The sequence below is a fragment of the Kitasatospora sp. NBC_01539 genome (genome assembly GCF_045040525.1).
Classification (GTDB): domain Bacteria; phylum Actinomycetota; class Actinomycetes; order Streptomycetales; family Streptomycetaceae; genus Kitasatospora.
On the sequence record NZ_CP109390.1, the window covers coordinates 1,505,528 to 1,520,097 of the forward strand.

Sequence of the window (14,570 nt, forward strand, 5' to 3'; positions counted from 1 at the left end):
CGCCCGCGCGCGAGGCCCACCCGGTCCGGCGGCCGGCGGCCGGCCTACGGGGCGCAGACCGCGGCGAGGGCCTTGCGGACCCGCACCGGTTCGTAGGTGGGCGAGGCCATCGAGAGGACGACCAGCGCGGTGCGGCCGAGGTGCGCGGCCAGCGCGTGCGCGGCCGCGTCCGCGTCCCGCGCCTTCACCGCCTCCGCGATCGTCCGGTGCTGCTCACTCGTACCCGCCTGCCACTCCAGCGGGTTCCACGACACGAAAGCCAGCCGGTAACGCGTCGCGTGGTCCGACAGCAGGGCCAGCTCACGCTCCAACCGCGGACCGGACGGGTGGACCAGGGCGCGGTGGAACTCCTCGTGCGGGCACTCCCACTGCTCGACGTCCCCGGCCCGCGCCTTGTCGTCCATCTCCAGCAGCAGCCGGTCGAGCCGCTCCAGGTGCTCCCCGGTCATCCGCGGCACCGCGATACCGATCGCCAGCGACTCCAGGGTGATCCGCATCGCGTACAGCTCGTCGAGGTCCTCGTCACCGAACGCCGCCACCCGGGCCCGGTGCTGCGACTCCTGCTGGACGAACCCCTCACGCTGCAGGATCCGCAACGCCTCCCGCAACGGGCCCCGGCTCACCCCGAGCTGCCGGGCCAGCTCGACCTGCGACAACGGGTCACCGGCCCGCAACCGGCCGTGCATGATCGCGCGCCGCAGCGCGTGATGCGCCCGGCTCACCTCGTCGGGATGCGCCGATCTGTCCGCCACCTCAACTGACAGTGCTGTCATCGCACGCCGGCCTCTCACGTTTTCCCACAGGATCTCCGCAGCCCACCCCACCCCACGGACGGACCGCACGGACTGACTGGACGGCCTGACTGCGCGGACCGACCGCACCCTCCACCGTAGCCGACGCCCGCGACCGGTCTGCCGACACTTTCGGGGTGATTCCGCTCCGGCCGGCGCCGCAGCCCGGCCCCGCACCCACACCGACACGCACACCCGGCCCGCCTCGTCGGCAGGGTGACGAAAAAGTGTCGACACTCTCCGGGCAGGGGACCCGGTGCGGGGACACGGTGCGGGGACACGGCACGGCAGGGACCAGACCGGATGCACCGCGACCGGGTGCACCGCGACCGGGTGCATCACGACCCGGGACGGGGGTCCCGGGTCGTGACGGCCGGCTTCGGGGGCAGCGGAGCCCCGATCCCGCCGGCCGGTCAGTGGTGGACGGCGCGGACGGCCTCCGACCGGTGGTGGTTGCCGACCACGGTGTTGCGCACCGTGCCCAGGCGCTCCACCTCGACCTCGACCGTGTCGCCCGGCTGCAGCAGCCGCGGGGGCGTACGGGCGTAGCCGACCCCGGCCGGCGTCCCGGTGGCGAGGAGGTCGCCGGGCCGCAGGGTCAGGGTGTGGGAGATGAGGGACAGCGTCTCCCCGACCGGGTAGATCATCTGGTCGGTGCGGGCGTCCTGCACGGTCTCGCCGTTGACGCGGGTCCGGAGCTGCAGGCCCTGCTTCAGGTCGCCGACCTCCGCGGCGGGCACGATCGGGCCGAGGGGGCCGGACCGGTCGCCGTTCTTGCCCAGGGTCCACTGGGAGGTCAGCTTCTGCGCCCTGCGGGAGGTCAGGTCGTTGAAGGCGGAGTAGCCGAGGACCGCTGCCAGGGCTTCCTCCGGGGTGGCGTCGACGAGCGGCGCTCCGACCCAGGCCACGACCTCGCCCTCCCAGTCCAGACCCTCCTCGTTGGAGGGGACGGGGACCTCGGCCCCGTCCACGGTCAGGGACCGGGTCCACCGGGCGAACAGCGTCGGGTACGGCGGCAGGTCCTGGTCGCGGAAGCTGCCCTCCGCGGCGTGGTCCGAGTAGTTGAGCCCGATGCAGAAGACGCGCGCGTCGGGGAGCACGGGGGGAACCCGCTCGACCGAGGCGACGGGGAGGGTCGGGCCCGTGGGCGGGCGGGAGAGATGCCCGGCCGGGTCGGCCCAGAAGTCCGCGAGGGCGGCGATGACGGTGACTTCGTCGCCCTGCTCGGACAGGGTCGCGACCTCCACGGTGGAGTCGTTGCGTGATCGCCTGACGCCCACGATTTTCACTGGGGTTCCCTTCCTGGTCCCCGGGCTCGGCCCGGGAGACTTCTCTTCCGTCGATGGTCGGTGTGTCGCAGACGCAGGCTCCGCCGGTCAGATGACGTCGTCATCCGCGTGCGGGCCGGTGTGGTCGTGTTCGAGGTGGTGCCGCATCAGCAGGTCGGCGCCGAAGTCGTTGGAGGGGTCCCGCCAGACGCTGTGCACGTGGTTGGCGTTGTCCTCGGCGTTGTCGAACTCGACGAGGGTGACCGGGCCCTGGATCCGGAAGTAGTGCGGCAGTTCGAGGGACGTGCCGCCGGCCCAGGCGAAGTGCAGGTCGTCGACGCCGCCGGCGGCCGCGATGCGGTCCATCTCGAAGCCCACCAGGCCCGGGCGGGCCCGCTCGACGAACCGGGCGAGCAGGTCGTCGAAGTGTCCGCGCTGGACGGCCGAGAGGTCGCCGGCGCGGATGCCGCGCGGATGCGCGCGGAAGTAGGCCAGGGCCTTGCGGTCCTCGTCGGTGATCATCGCGTCGCGGCGGCCGACCCCGTGGTAGGCGGGGTACTCGACCTCGCCGACGGTCGCGACGGTGCGGGTGACGAAGTCCGCGGGCGGCTTGGAGTGGATGACCGCCTGCTCCTGCTGGGAGCCGGTGAGGCTGTCCAGCAGCACGAAGGCCGCGTCCTCCTCCTCGCCGAGGATCCGGAAGGGGCCGAAGCGGGCCGGTTCGGCGCCGAGCAGGAACGGGGTGGCGTTGACCAGGTCGCCGTCGACGACGGTGACGTTGATCGACAGGTGGTGACCGACCAGCCGCCAGCCCCACGTGCTGTCCGGCTGCGGCTGGCCGAAGAAACTGAGGAAGTAGCCGCGGGCGTCGCGGAAGGCCGCCGCGACGTGACCGAACACCGGCAGGTTGAGCTCGCGCAGCACGTGCTCGTTGGCCATCACCTGGACCACCCGGGCGTACGCCGGGATCGACATCGACTCGGCGATCAGCCGGTGCGCCAGCACCTCCTGGGCACGGTCGAGCTCTCCGAGCGGGAGGCCGTGCCGGCCGGACTCCGGCAGGAAGTTCCAGTGCGTCCGGCCGGGGTCCGTGTGCAGGAGCAGCACCCGTGCGCGCTGGTCGGCCGTCAGGCCGTCGAAGAGCGCCATCGCCGCGAACGTGATCAGCGTCGCGTCGAACGAGCCTCCCTGCCGCGGCAGGTGCGCCTCCGGAAGGTCACCGTGTGAATGCGGATGCGGCGTCGCCGTCATGACGTTCCTCCTTGGTTTCCTCGTGGTCGGACGTGCCCCGGCCCAGCGCCCGGCGCAGGTGCGAGACGAAGCGGGGGATGTCGGTGTGCTCGCCGGCCGCGAACACGTAGAAGTCCGGCCGGGCGAGGAACGTCTCGCACCCGTGCGCGGTGAACCAGCGCTCGTAGGCACCGTCGAGGTCCTGGACGGGGCCCGTGTCCGACACGTCGGCGATCACGCCGCCGATCCGCCGGAACCACGCCAGGTCCTCGTCGTCCAGGAGCCCGGCGGGATCCCCGGCGCGGCTGACCAACTGCCAGCCGCCGCCGACGACGTCGTCGAACAGGCCCACCCGGTCGCCGGCCCGGACCCGCGCCTGCGGTGCCAGCCGTCCGTCGGCACCCCTGCTCGGGACCGTCAGCGACGGCTCGCCCAGCCGGGGGTGCGGCGGCTCCTGGGCGGCGGCACCGGGATCCGCCGACCGCTTCTTCATCTCGGCGTCCCGGACGGCCGCCCGGTCGGCGTCGAGTTCGCAGATGACCCGGCCCGCGGCCACCGCCTCGTCGATGATCTCCCGCACGTGCCCGGTGCGTTCGGGACCGTACGTGTCGAGCACCGACGGCGACGCCAGGCCCCGGTGCACCAGGCCCATGCGCCAGGTGAGCGCCCTGGCGTCCCGCAGACCCGCACACAGCCCCTGCCCGAGGAAGGGCGGCATGAGATGGGCCGCGTCGCCCGCCAGGAAGACGTTGCCCTCGCGCCAGGACTGCGCCCACCGCCCGCGGAACGTGTAGACGGCGTGCCGTTCCAGCCGGGCGGTCTCCGGGGTCACGCCCCAGGGCGCCATCAGCTGCCACGCCGTGCTGTCGCGGCCCAGTTCCCCGACCGTCATGTCCGCGCGGCGCATGAACTCGAACCGCCGCCGCCCCGGACCGCTGTTGACCGCGGTCGCGGGCTGTGCCGGATCGCAGTACTGGGTGACGAAGGCGCTCCAGTCCTCCTCCACCAGCGGCTGGTAGTCCACCACCAGCCAGTCGGCCTGGAACCCCGAGTCCCCGACGTCGATGCCGAGCCGGGTACGGACCGGGCTGTTCGCCCCGTCCGCGGCGACGAGCCACCGCGACCGGATCTCCACGGCCTCGGCCGGCCGGTCGTTGGAGGCGACCCGCACGGACACCTCTCCGGCGTCCTGGTCCAGGTCCTGGAAGGTCCAGCCGCGGTGCACCGTGACACCCGGCGTCGCCACCGCCAGGTCCTCCAGGACCGCCTCCAGGTCGGGCTGGTGGAAACCGTTGGTGTTCGCCCACCCCGACTCGGCGACGCGGTTCCAGTCGATGGCCCGCAGGAGCTCGCCCTCGCCGTTGCGGAACTCGTACCCGCCACGCTCGCCCTGCGACGGCTCGAACAGGTACGCGTGGTCGGCCATGAGGCCCGCGGCCTGGAGGATGCGGAGCGCCTCGTGGTCGATGGTGCACGCCCGCGGCAGCGGGTACCGCTGCGCCTGCCGCTCCACGACGGAGACCTGCAGGCCGGCCTGCGCCAGGAGGACCGCGGTCAGCAGGCCCACCGGGCCACCGCCGACGACCACGCAGTCGACGACCGGCCGCAGGGCTGCGGCGGATCCGGGCTCGGGTCGGGTCGTCATGCGCCCTGCTCCCCCGCTCCGGAGGTGCCCGCGGCGGTGGCCGGCCCGGGGTCGGCCACCGCGGTCCCGGGCGGTGCGGATGGATGGGTCACGGTCGTGTGCTCCCGTCGTGTCGGGGTGGGGCCGGGGCGCTCGACGCCCTCGGGCAGGATGACGTACTTGGCGTGCGGCGAGGCGGCCTGCGCCCGCCACGCCGAGGGGAGCTCCCCGAGCGGGCAGGTGCGGACCTCGACCTGCAGCTCGTCGCGGACCAGGGCGGTCCACAGCCAGGTCAGGGCCGCCCGCTTGTCCCGCAGCGGGGTGTGCAGGCCGGCGAAACCGGACAGGGTGAGCTGCCTGCCGCGGAGCAGACCGGCCGGAACCAGCGCGGTCGCGCCGGCCGGGTTGCCGATGTTGACGAGGCGGGCGCGGGGGGCGCACGCCCGCAGCGCCGCCTCCAGCGGCAGCCCGTACACGCCGTCCAGGACGACGTCCACCGGACCGGCCGCCTCCAGGAGCCGGGCCGCCAGCTGGTCGGCGTCCTCACCGGCGCGCAGTTCGACGACGGCGTCCGCACCGAGGGCGGGCAGGCGCTCCAGCGCCGCGCGGTCGCGGGCGACGCCCACCACCCGGCCCGCCCCGTGTCCCCGCGCCACCTGGATCGCGATCTGTCCGACCGCGCCGGTGGCTCCGAGCACGAGCACCGTCTCCCCGGGGAGCAGGCGGGCCTCCTCGACGAGGGGCATGAACGCCGCCGTGCCGGAGTTGCCGACGGCCGCCGCCCGCACCGGGTCGATGCCGTCGGGCAGCGGCAGCAGGTCCTCGTCGTCGACGAGCACCTGCGTGGCGAAGGTGCCCGGGGTGGCCGGCGAGGCGTGGCACTCGGCGTAGACCAGGGTGCCGGGCCGGAAGCGGTCGGATTCGAGGACGACGCCCACGCACTCGCTGCCCGGGACGTAGGGCTCCTCGTGGCGGGCGGAGTGGAACGTCCCGGAGGCGATGACCAGGTCGAGCGGGTTCAGCGGTGCCGCGACCACGGACACGAGGGTGGTGCCGGCCGTCCGCGGCGGCAGCGCGACCGGGCCCAGCCGCGGTTCGGCACCGGGGGCGTCGACGATCGCCGCGACTGTCCCGTCCCGCACGTCGAGTCTTCCTTCACGCAGCATGGATCTCTACTTTCAAGCTCTGGGCACCGGGGGCTCATCGAAGGGGGCCTGCGGGACCGCGTCCGGCGGTGTGTCGTCGTGCCGGAGCACCGACCCGCCGTCCGGTCAGACGCCGGCCAGGCTCCGGAAGCGGCTGGCGTGGAAGACGAGCGGGGAGGTGTCCGGGGCGGCACTGATGCCGTGCACCCGCAGCAGCACGATGTCGTGGTCGCCGAACGGGACCTCCTCGTGGATCGAGCAGTCGAGCCACAGCGTGGCGCCCTCCACGAACACGCTGCCGTGCTCGGAGGCGGACCAGTCCGTCCCGGCGAAACGGTCACCCGTCCGGCTCGCCAGCCGCGCGCAGACCTCGTCCTGCCCCTCGGCCAGCACACTCAGCCCCAGCCGGGGCCGCTCCCGCAGCTTCGGCCACGTGGTGGACGTGTGCTGGATGCACACCGACACCAGCGGCGGTTCCATCGACACGGACGTGAACGAACTCGCGGCCAGACCCACCGGCCCGCCGTCACCCCGCGCGCACAGCGCGGTCACCCCGGACGGAAAACACCCGAAGGCCCGCCGCAGCTGCTCCGCGGCCGTCACCGGCTCGATATCTCTCATCGGAACTCCTTGTCCGGTCGGCGCCGTGCGCTCGTCCCGGTCGGCATGGACGTGATCGCCCTGTGTGTCACCAGTGGGGGCTCTGCCCGCCGCACCGAACGGCCGTACCGTGCGGCGGCAGGGCTGCTGCGGTCCGGGGAAGCCTCCCCGGTGCGTCCCCGGCGCCCCGCGTCGGCGGGTCCGGTCGCGGGCGGCGGGTCCGGTCGCGGGCTCAGGACCGCGGCGTGGGGGCGTCCAGCCACGCGCGGATGGCGTCGGCGTCGGCGTCCAGGACGGGTGGCGGGACGTGGTCGACGCGGGTCGTCTCGGTCTCGGCGCCCGTGGCGTCGACGGTGAAGGTCCGCAGGGCCGAACCGGGCAGGGTGATCTTCCCCAGGCTCTGGTGCTCGACGTCGACGAGAAGGCGCTGGGAGTGCGTCTGCTCCCACTCGTAGACCTCGTCGAGGGTGCGGACCCGGCCTGCGGGAATGCCGGCCTCCTCCAGCGTCCGCAGGAGCGCGTCCGCCTCGTGGCCGGAGAATGCCTTCTCCAGCAGCTCGGTGAGGCTCTCCCGGTTCGCCAGGCGGTCGGCGTTCGTCGCGTACCTCGGGTCGTCGGCACCGATGCCGAACGCCGCGCAGAGGCGGTGCCACATGCCGTCGTTCCCGCAGGCGATCTGCACACTGCCGCCCGCGCAGCGGAACAGTCCGTAGGGGGCGATGGTCGGGTGCTGGTTGCCCTGCGCCCGGCCGACCTCCCCGGCCACGGTCCAGCGGGTGCCCTGGAAGGCGTGCGCGGCGACGACCGCGGCCAGCAGCGAGGTGCGCACGATCTGCCCCTTGCCGGTGCGGTCGCGGTCCCGCAGCGCCGCCAGCACGCCGAACGCGCCGTTGATGCCGGCGAGCAGGTCGCCGATCGGCACGCCGACCCGCTGCGGGTGGTCCTCGTCCGGGCCGGTGAGCGACATCAGTCCGGCTTCGCCCTGCGCGATCTGGTCGTACCCGGCGCGGTGGGCCTCCGGCCCGTCGTGCCCGAAGCCGCTGATCGACAACACCACCAGGCGCGGGTTGAGCTGCATCAGACGCGCGCTGCCGAACCCGAGCCGGTCCAGCGTGCCGGGCTTGAAGTTCTCCATCAGGACGTCCGCCCGCTCGACGAGCCGGGCCAGCCGCTCCGCGTCCTCGTCACGCTTCAGGTCGAGCGCGATCGACTCCTTGTTCCGGTTGCAGGACAGGAAGTACGTCGACTCCGGGGTGTTGTCGCCGATGCGGACGAACGGCGGGCCCCAGGAGCGGGTGTCGTCCCCGGCAGGGCTCTCGACCTTGATCACGCGGGCTCCGAGGTCACCGAGCATCATCCCGGCCTGCGGTCCGGCGAGCGCGCGGGTGAGGTCGACGACGAGCAGCCCCTCCAGCGGGCCGGTCACGACCGGGCCTCCGGCGCACAGGACGGCAGCGCGGCCGGGTTCGGCCGGATCACCAGCATGCTCGCGGGCAGGTTCGTCAGGTTCTCGACGCTGCGGGCCGTGCCGGTCGTGAGCCGCGCCCCGTCGAGGGCGTTCAGGACGTGGGTGGCGCCGTCGGCGTCCGTGAGGGTCAGGGTGCCGGTCAGCACGAGGTAGAGCGTCTCCACCGGCACGGGCGACATGTCCGCCGCGCCGCCGGGCAGGTAGTGCGACAGGGCCACCGTCACGGCACCCTCGTACTGCTCTCCGCCGAAGAGGTGGACGGGTCCGACGCCGTGGTGGCCGGCGGGCTCGAAACGCTGGGCCCCGGTGAGCGGGACGATGTCTATCGACACGGGCGGTACTCGATTCTGGCTGGGCTGCTGGTCGGGCACCGGCAGCGGCGGATGCCCTCGACGGGGCGCGGTCCGGGCTGCCGGCGGGGCGTCGCACCGGCTTGCCCGCACGGTTCCGGGACGGGGAGGACGCGGCGGGCGATGACGGCGCCGGCCGCATCCTCACCCGGGTCTGCGGGGCGCAGGTGCGGTCGCTGACGGACACCTGCCCCAGACCGCCACCGACGGGCCGTTGCGGGCCCGACCGAAGCGGTGGCGGCTGTGACACCACGATACGAGCCACAGCAAAGATGTCAACATTTTGCTCCGGACTCGTTGAGCTCGGATTCGAGACGGCCATCCCGCGTTTCCTCAGGCCGCGAAGCCCCGTCACGCCGCGGCCCCGCCCGAGGCCCGTGTCGAGGCGGCCCTCGACCGGCCGGCGGCAGGCGCCCGGCCTTGCAGCGGGTTGCGCCCCGTCAAAGAAAACAGCAGATGGGAGTAGTCGGGTCCGGCGGCACGCGGCGGGCCGCGGCCGGAACGGCACACCCGCCGGGCCACCGCCGGGCATCGACCACGAGCCGGAGCCGCTCCTCCGCCGACCGCCGGGAAAGTGTTGACATATTTCTTGTGCTTCCTGTTGAGTTGTCTGACCGCACACCCTCATGCGGACCCGTCACGCCCACGGCACCTCCGGGCGTGACGGGGCGGAGACGGACGGGGTGGACGGCGACGGCACGCCACCGTCGGCGAGCACCGACCCGTACGCCGGGCGGCCCGGCGCGACACGCACCCCGTCCGTCCGGGCCGCCGCCGAACGAACCGGTCCCGGCTCCGCCACGTCCACCGCCCGCCGTGACCGCCCCACCACCACGTCCAGCGCCTCCTTTAGGACCTCCATGACAGTCCTGCCCGACGACAGGCTTCCCCTGGCCTCCGAGTTCCCCGATGCGACCCGTGAGCAGTGGCAGCGCCTCGTCGAAGGCGTGCTGCGCAAATCCGGTTCGCAGCCCGCGAGCGGCGAGCAGGCCGAGGACGCGCTCACCACCCAGCTCCAGGACGGGCTCCGCGCCCGCCCGCTGTACACCGCCCAGGACGCCCCGGCCGACGCCGGCTTCCCCGGCTTCCCGCCGTTCGTCCGCGGCGGCCGGCCCCAGGGAGCCACGGTCTCCGGCTGGGACGTGCGCCAGCTGCACGCCGACCCGGACCCGCGCCGCACCAACGAGGCGGTCCTCGCCGACCTGGAGAACGGCGCCACCTCCCTGTGGCTCGCGCTCGGCTCCGGCCGGCTGCCCCTCGCGGCACTGCCGGACGCGCTGGACGGCGTCTACCTCGACCTCGCCGCCCTCGCACTCGACGCCGCAGCGGAGTTCGCCCCCGCCGCCGAACAGCTCTTCGCACTGCTGACCGCCCGCGACGTGCCCGCCGACGCCGCCTCCGGCACACTCGGCGCCGACCCGCTGGGCCTGCTCGCCCGCACCGGCGACGACGACCCCACCGACACGCTGCTCGCCGACGCCACGACGCTCGCCGCCCGCTGCGCGCAGACCTACCCGGGCCTGCGCGCCCTGACCGTCGACGCCCTGCCCTACCACGAAGCCGGCGCCTCACCCGCGCAGGAACTCGGCTGCGCCCTGGCCACGGGAGTGGCCTACCTGCGGGCGCTGACCGCGGCCGGACTGCCCGTCGACACGGCCGCCGGCCAGCTGGAGTTCCGCCTCGCCGCCACCGGGGACCAGTTCCTGACGATCGCCAAGTTCCGTGCCGCCCGCCGGCTCTGGGCCCGGGTGGCCGAGGTGTCCGGGGTGGCGCCGGAGGCCTCCGCGCAGCGCCAGCACGCGGTGACCTCCCGCGTGATGATGACCGCCCGCGACCCGTGGGTGAACATGCTCCGCACCACCGTGGCCTGCCTGGCCGCCGGCGTGGGCGGGGCGGACGCGGTGACGGTACTGCCCTTCGACGAGGCGGTCGGCCTGCCGGACGCGTTCGCCCGCAGGATCGCCCGCAACACGCAGTCGATCCTGCTGGAGGAGTCCCACCTCGCCCGGGTGATCGACCCGGCCGGCGGCTCCTGGTACGTGGAGCGGCTCACCGACGAGCTCGCGCACGCCGCCTGGGCGTGGTTCCAGGAGATCGAGGCCGCCGGCGGCCAGCGGGCCGCCCTCACCTCCGGCCTCGTCGCCGAACAGACCGCCGCCACCTGGGCGGAGCGTTCGAAGGCGCTCGCGAAGCGCCGCGAACCCGTCACCGGCGTCAGCGAGTTCCCGAACCTCGCCGAAAAGGCCCTGGTCCGCGAACCCGCACCCGCACCACTCTCCGGCGGCCTGCCCCGAGTACGGCGCGACGAGGCGTTCGAAGCCCTGCGCGCCCGCTCCGACGCCCACCTCGCCGTGACCGGCGCCCGGCCCCGCGTCCATCTCGCCGCCATCGGGCCCGCCGCCGCGCACACCGCGCGCCTCACCTTCGCCGCCAACCTCTTCCGGGCGGGCGGCATCGAGCCCGTCACCGAAGGCGGTTTCGAGGCGAGCGGAACGGACCAGGTCTGCCTGTGCTCCAGCGACGCCCTCTACGCGGAGCAGGCCGAGCCCCTCGCCCGGGACCTCCGGGCCGCCGGGGCCGAGCACGTGTACCTGGCAGGTCCCGCCGGGCAGTACGCCGGCGTGGACTCCTACCTCTTCGGCGGATGCGACGCCGTCGCCGTACTCTCCGCCGCCCTCGACCGTATGGGAGTGTCCTGATGGGAGACCGTCCGGGGAATGCGATTCCCGACTTCACCACGATCGGGCTGGACCCGGACGGCACCGCCCCGACGGTGACCGGCACGCAGTGGCGCCAGGCCTGGCAACAGGAAACCGGCAAGGACGTCGACGACCTGGTGTGGGACACCCCCGAAGGCATCGGCGTCAAACCCCTCTACACCGCCGACGACCTCACCGGCCTCGACTTCCTCGACACCTACCCCGGCATCGCCCCCTACCTCCGCGGCCCCTACCCCACCATGTACGTCAACCAGCCCTGGACCGTACGCCAGTACGCCGGCTTCTCCACCGCCGAAGAATCCAACGCCTTCTACCGCCGCAACCTCGCCGCCGGCCAGAAGGGCCTCTCCGTCGCCTTCGACCTGCCCACCCACCGCGGCTACGACAGCGACCACCCCCGCGTCACCGGCGACGTCGGCATGGCCGGAGTCGCCATCGACTCCATCTACGACATGCGCCAACTCTTCGACGGCATCCCCCTCGACAGGATGTCCGTCTCCATGACCATGAACGGCGCCGTCCTGCCCGTCCTCGCCCTCTACATCGTCGCCGCCGAAGAACAGGGCGTCCCACCGGAGAAACTCGCCGGGACCATCCAGAACGACATCCTCAAAGAATTCATGGTCCGCAACACCTACATCTACCCCCCACAGCCCTCCATGCGGATCATCTCCGACATCTTCGCCTACACCTCCCAGAAGATGCCCCGCTACAACTCCATCTCCATCTCCGGATACCACATCCAGGAAGCCGGAGCCACCGCCGACCTCGAACTCGCCTACACCCTCGCCGACGGCATCGAATACCTCCGCGCCGGCCTCGGCACCGGCCTCGACGTCGACGCGTTCGCCCCGCGCCTGTCGTTCTTCTGGGCCATCGGCACGAACTTCTTCATGGAGATCGCCAAACTCCGCGCCGCCCGCCTGCTGTGGGCCAAACTCGTCAAGCAGTTCGACCCCAAGAACCCCAAATCCCTCTCCCTGCGCACCCACTCACAGACCTCCGGCTGGTCCCTCACCGCCCAGGACGTCTTCAACAACGTGACGCGCACCTGCGTGGAGGCGATGGCCGCCACCCAGGGCCACACCCAGTCCCTGCACACCAACGCCCTCGACGAAGCCCTCGCCCTGCCCACCGACTTCTCCGCCCGCATCGCCCGCAACACCCAGCTCATGCTCCAGCAGGAATCCGGCACCACCCACTCCATCGACCCCTGGGGCGGCTCCGCCTACGTCGAAAAACTCACCCACGACCTCGCCGCCCGCGCCTGGGCCCACATCCAGGAAGTCGAGGCCGCCGGCGGCATGGCCAAAGCCATCGACGCCGGCATCCCCAAACTGCGCATCGAGGAAGCCGCCGCCCGCACCCAGGCCCGCATCGACTCCGGCCGCCAGCCCGTCATCGGCGTCAACAAATACCGCACCGCCACCGACCAGCCCATCGACGTCCTCACCGTCGACAACACCTCCGTCCGCACCCAGCAGATCGAAAAACTCCGCCGACTGCGCGCCGAACGCGACGAAACCGCCTGCACCGCCGCCCTGCACGCCCTCACCCGCGCCGCCCACAACGGCCCCACCGGCGACGGCACCCTCGACGGCAACCTCCTCGCCCTCGCCGTGAACGCCGCCCGCGCCAAGGCCACCGTCGGCGAGATCTCCGACGCCCTGGAAACCGTCTACGGCCGCCACTCCGGCCAGATCCGTACCATCTCCGGCGTGTACCGCGACGAAGCAGGACCCTCCGAAAACGTGCACCGCACCCGCGAACTCGTCGAACGCTTCGAGGAAGCCGAAGGCCGCCGCCCCCGCATCCTCGTCGCCAAAATGGGCCAGGACGGCCACGACCGCGGCCAGAAGGTCATCGCCACCGCCTTCGCCGACCTCGGCTTCACCGTCGACGTCGGCCCCCTCTTCCAGACCCCCGCCGAAGTCGCCCGCCAGGCCGTCGAAGCCGACGTCCACATCGTCGGCGTCTCCTCCCTCGCCGCCGGACACCTCACCCTCGTCCCCGCCCTCCGCGCCGAACTCGCCCAAGCCGGCCGCGAAGACATCACCATCGTCGTCGGCGGCGTCATCCCACCCCAGGACATCCCCACCCTCCTCGACATGGGCGCCGCCGCCGTCTTCCCACCCGGCACCGTCATCCCGGACGCGGCGTACGGCCTGCTGAAGTCCCTCGCCGCCGACCTCGGACACGAGCTCTGAGGCCGGCACGCACCATGGCGCTCGACCTCGACCAGTACGTGCAGGGGGTGCTCGACGGCGGGCGGGCGGTCGTCGCCCGCGCCATCACGCTCGTCGAGTCGACCCGGCCCGACCACCGGTCCCTGGCGCAGGCGATGCTGACCGAGTTGCTGCCGCACAGCGGCAACGCGGTCCGGATCGGCATCACCGGCGTCCCCGGCGTCGGCAAATCCACCTTCATCGAAGCCCTCGGCACCATGCTCACCGGCCGCGGCCACCACGTCGCGGTCCTCGCCGTCGACCCCACCTCCACCCGCACCGGCGGCTCCATCCTCGGCGACAAGACCCGCATGGAGAAACTCGCCACCGACCCGAACGCCTTCGTCCGCCCCTCCCCCACCTCCGGCACCCTCGGCGGCGTCGCCCGCGCCACCCGCGAATCCATGATCATCATGGAAGCCGCCGGCTACGACACCGTCCTCGTCGAAACCGTCGGCGTCGGACAGTCCGAAACCACCGTCGCCGACATGGTCGACACCTTCCTCCTCCTCACCCTCGCCCGCACCGGCGACCAACTCCAGGGCATCAAAAAAGGCATCCTCGAACTCGCCGACATCATCGCCGTCAACAAAGCCGACGGCCCCCACGAACACGACGCCAAAACCGCCGCCCGCGAACTCACCGGCGCCCTCCGCCTGCTGACGCCACCGGACGCCGAATGGACCCCACCCGTCCTCACCTGCAGCGGCCGCGACAACACCGGCCTCGACACCCTGTGGGAACGCCTGGAACAGCACCGCCGCACCCTCCACGCCACCGGCGCCCTCGACGCACGCCGCCGCACCCAACAGGTCGACTGGACCTGGGCCATGGTCCACGATGAGCTCCTCGGCCGGCTCCATGCCGATCCGGCGGTACGCGCGCTGGCACCCGCCCTGGAGCAGCAGGTCCGAGACGGCGGGCTGACGGCGACTCTGGCCGCCGGACGGATCCTGGCCGCGTTCCGCGAGAGCGGCACCTGAGGCGTCGCGCCGCGCAACCCCCCGCCCGAGGTCCGGCAGCGGGGCCGGGAGCGCATCCGGGCGGCTGCCTCCGGTGACAGGGCCGTGAGTGAACGGGTCGGCCGGCCCCGATCAGGTCCCACTCCTGGACTGGAACTCGGCTACAGATTACATTGATGCATGTATC

At 72.9% G+C, this 14,570-nt stretch carries 11 protein-coding genes; 3 read left to right on the forward strand and 8 right to left on the reverse strand.

The genetic code is table 11. The features are described 5' to 3' along the window. Nucleotides 1-44: 44 nt before the first annotated feature. The 8 genes from OG335_RS06355 to OG335_RS06390 form a co-directional block, all read right to left on the reverse strand. On the reverse strand, nucleotides 45-722 hold the full coding sequence (locus tag OG335_RS06355) for a GntR family transcriptional regulator (protein WP_405010015.1): 678 nt from the start codon (nucleotides 720-722) through the stop codon (nucleotides 45-47). Nucleotides 723-1,204: 482 nt separating this feature from the next. Next, nucleotides 1,205-2,080 carry a fumarylacetoacetate hydrolase family protein gene (locus tag OG335_RS06360; protein ID WP_405010016.1) on the reverse strand — a complete coding sequence of 292 codons (876 nt, stop codon included), beginning with the start codon at nucleotides 2,078-2,080 and terminating at the stop codon, nucleotides 1,205-1,207. A gap of 87 nt (nucleotides 2,081-2,167) precedes the next feature. Next, complete coding sequence (locus OG335_RS06365; protein ID WP_405010017.1) at nucleotides 2,168-3,310, reverse strand: DUF3500 domain-containing protein; 1,143 nt, start codon at nucleotides 3,308-3,310, stop codon at nucleotides 2,168-2,170. Then, nucleotides 3,276-4,934 carry a bifunctional 3-(3-hydroxy-phenyl)propionate/3-hydroxycinnamic acid hydroxylase gene (locus tag OG335_RS06370; protein ID WP_405010018.1) on the reverse strand — a complete coding sequence of 553 codons (1,659 nt, stop codon included), beginning with the start codon at nucleotides 4,932-4,934 and terminating at the stop codon, nucleotides 3,276-3,278. The genes OG335_RS06365 and OG335_RS06370 overlap by 35 nt, the downstream gene beginning before the upstream one ends. Next, nucleotides 4,931-6,055, reverse strand: a complete 1,125-nt coding sequence (locus tag OG335_RS06375; protein WP_405010019.1) for a zinc-binding alcohol dehydrogenase family protein — start codon at nucleotides 6,053-6,055, stop codon at nucleotides 4,931-4,933. Before OG335_RS06375 ends, OG335_RS06370 begins: the two co-directional genes overlap by 4 nt. Before the next feature lie 129 nt (nucleotides 6,056-6,184). Next, complete coding sequence (locus OG335_RS06380; RefSeq protein ID WP_405010020.1) at nucleotides 6,185-6,679, reverse strand: flavin reductase family protein; 495 nt, start codon at nucleotides 6,677-6,679, stop codon at nucleotides 6,185-6,187. Between the two features lie 211 nt (nucleotides 6,680-6,890). After that, nucleotides 6,891-8,084, reverse strand: coding sequence for a CaiB/BaiF CoA transferase family protein (locus OG335_RS06385; RefSeq protein ID WP_405010021.1), 1,194 nt, complete (start codon nucleotides 8,082-8,084; stop codon nucleotides 6,891-6,893). Next, nucleotides 8,081-8,458: a hypothetical protein gene (locus tag OG335_RS06390; protein ID WP_405010022.1), complete on the reverse strand. Its 378-nt coding sequence runs from the start codon at nucleotides 8,456-8,458 to the stop codon at nucleotides 8,081-8,083. Before OG335_RS06390 ends, OG335_RS06385 begins: the two co-directional genes overlap by 4 nt. 878 nt (nucleotides 8,459-9,336) lie before the next feature. On the opposite strand from OG335_RS06390, the gene OG335_RS06395 reads away from it, so the two are divergent. Genes OG335_RS06395 through meaB form a run of 3 tightly spaced genes read left to right on the forward strand, consistent with a single transcriptional unit; the run spans nucleotide 9,337 to nucleotide 14,404 of the window. Then, nucleotides 9,337-11,175 (forward strand): methylmalonyl-CoA mutase family protein, encoded by a 1,839-nt coding sequence (locus OG335_RS06395; protein WP_405010023.1) that lies wholly within the window; start codon nucleotides 9,337-9,339, stop codon nucleotides 11,173-11,175. Continuing rightward, nucleotides 11,175-13,403 (forward strand): methylmalonyl-CoA mutase, encoded by a 2,229-nt coding sequence (gene scpA / locus OG335_RS06400; protein ID WP_405010024.1) that lies wholly within the window; start codon nucleotides 11,175-11,177, stop codon nucleotides 13,401-13,403. Before OG335_RS06395 ends, scpA begins: the two co-directional genes overlap by 1 nt. Nucleotides 13,404-13,417: 14 nt before the next feature. Beyond that, entirely contained in the window at nucleotides 13,418-14,404 is a 987-nt protein-coding gene (meaB, locus tag OG335_RS06405; RefSeq protein WP_405010025.1) for a methylmalonyl Co-A mutase-associated GTPase MeaB, read from the forward strand. Nucleotides 14,405-14,570: the final 166 nt, after the last annotated feature.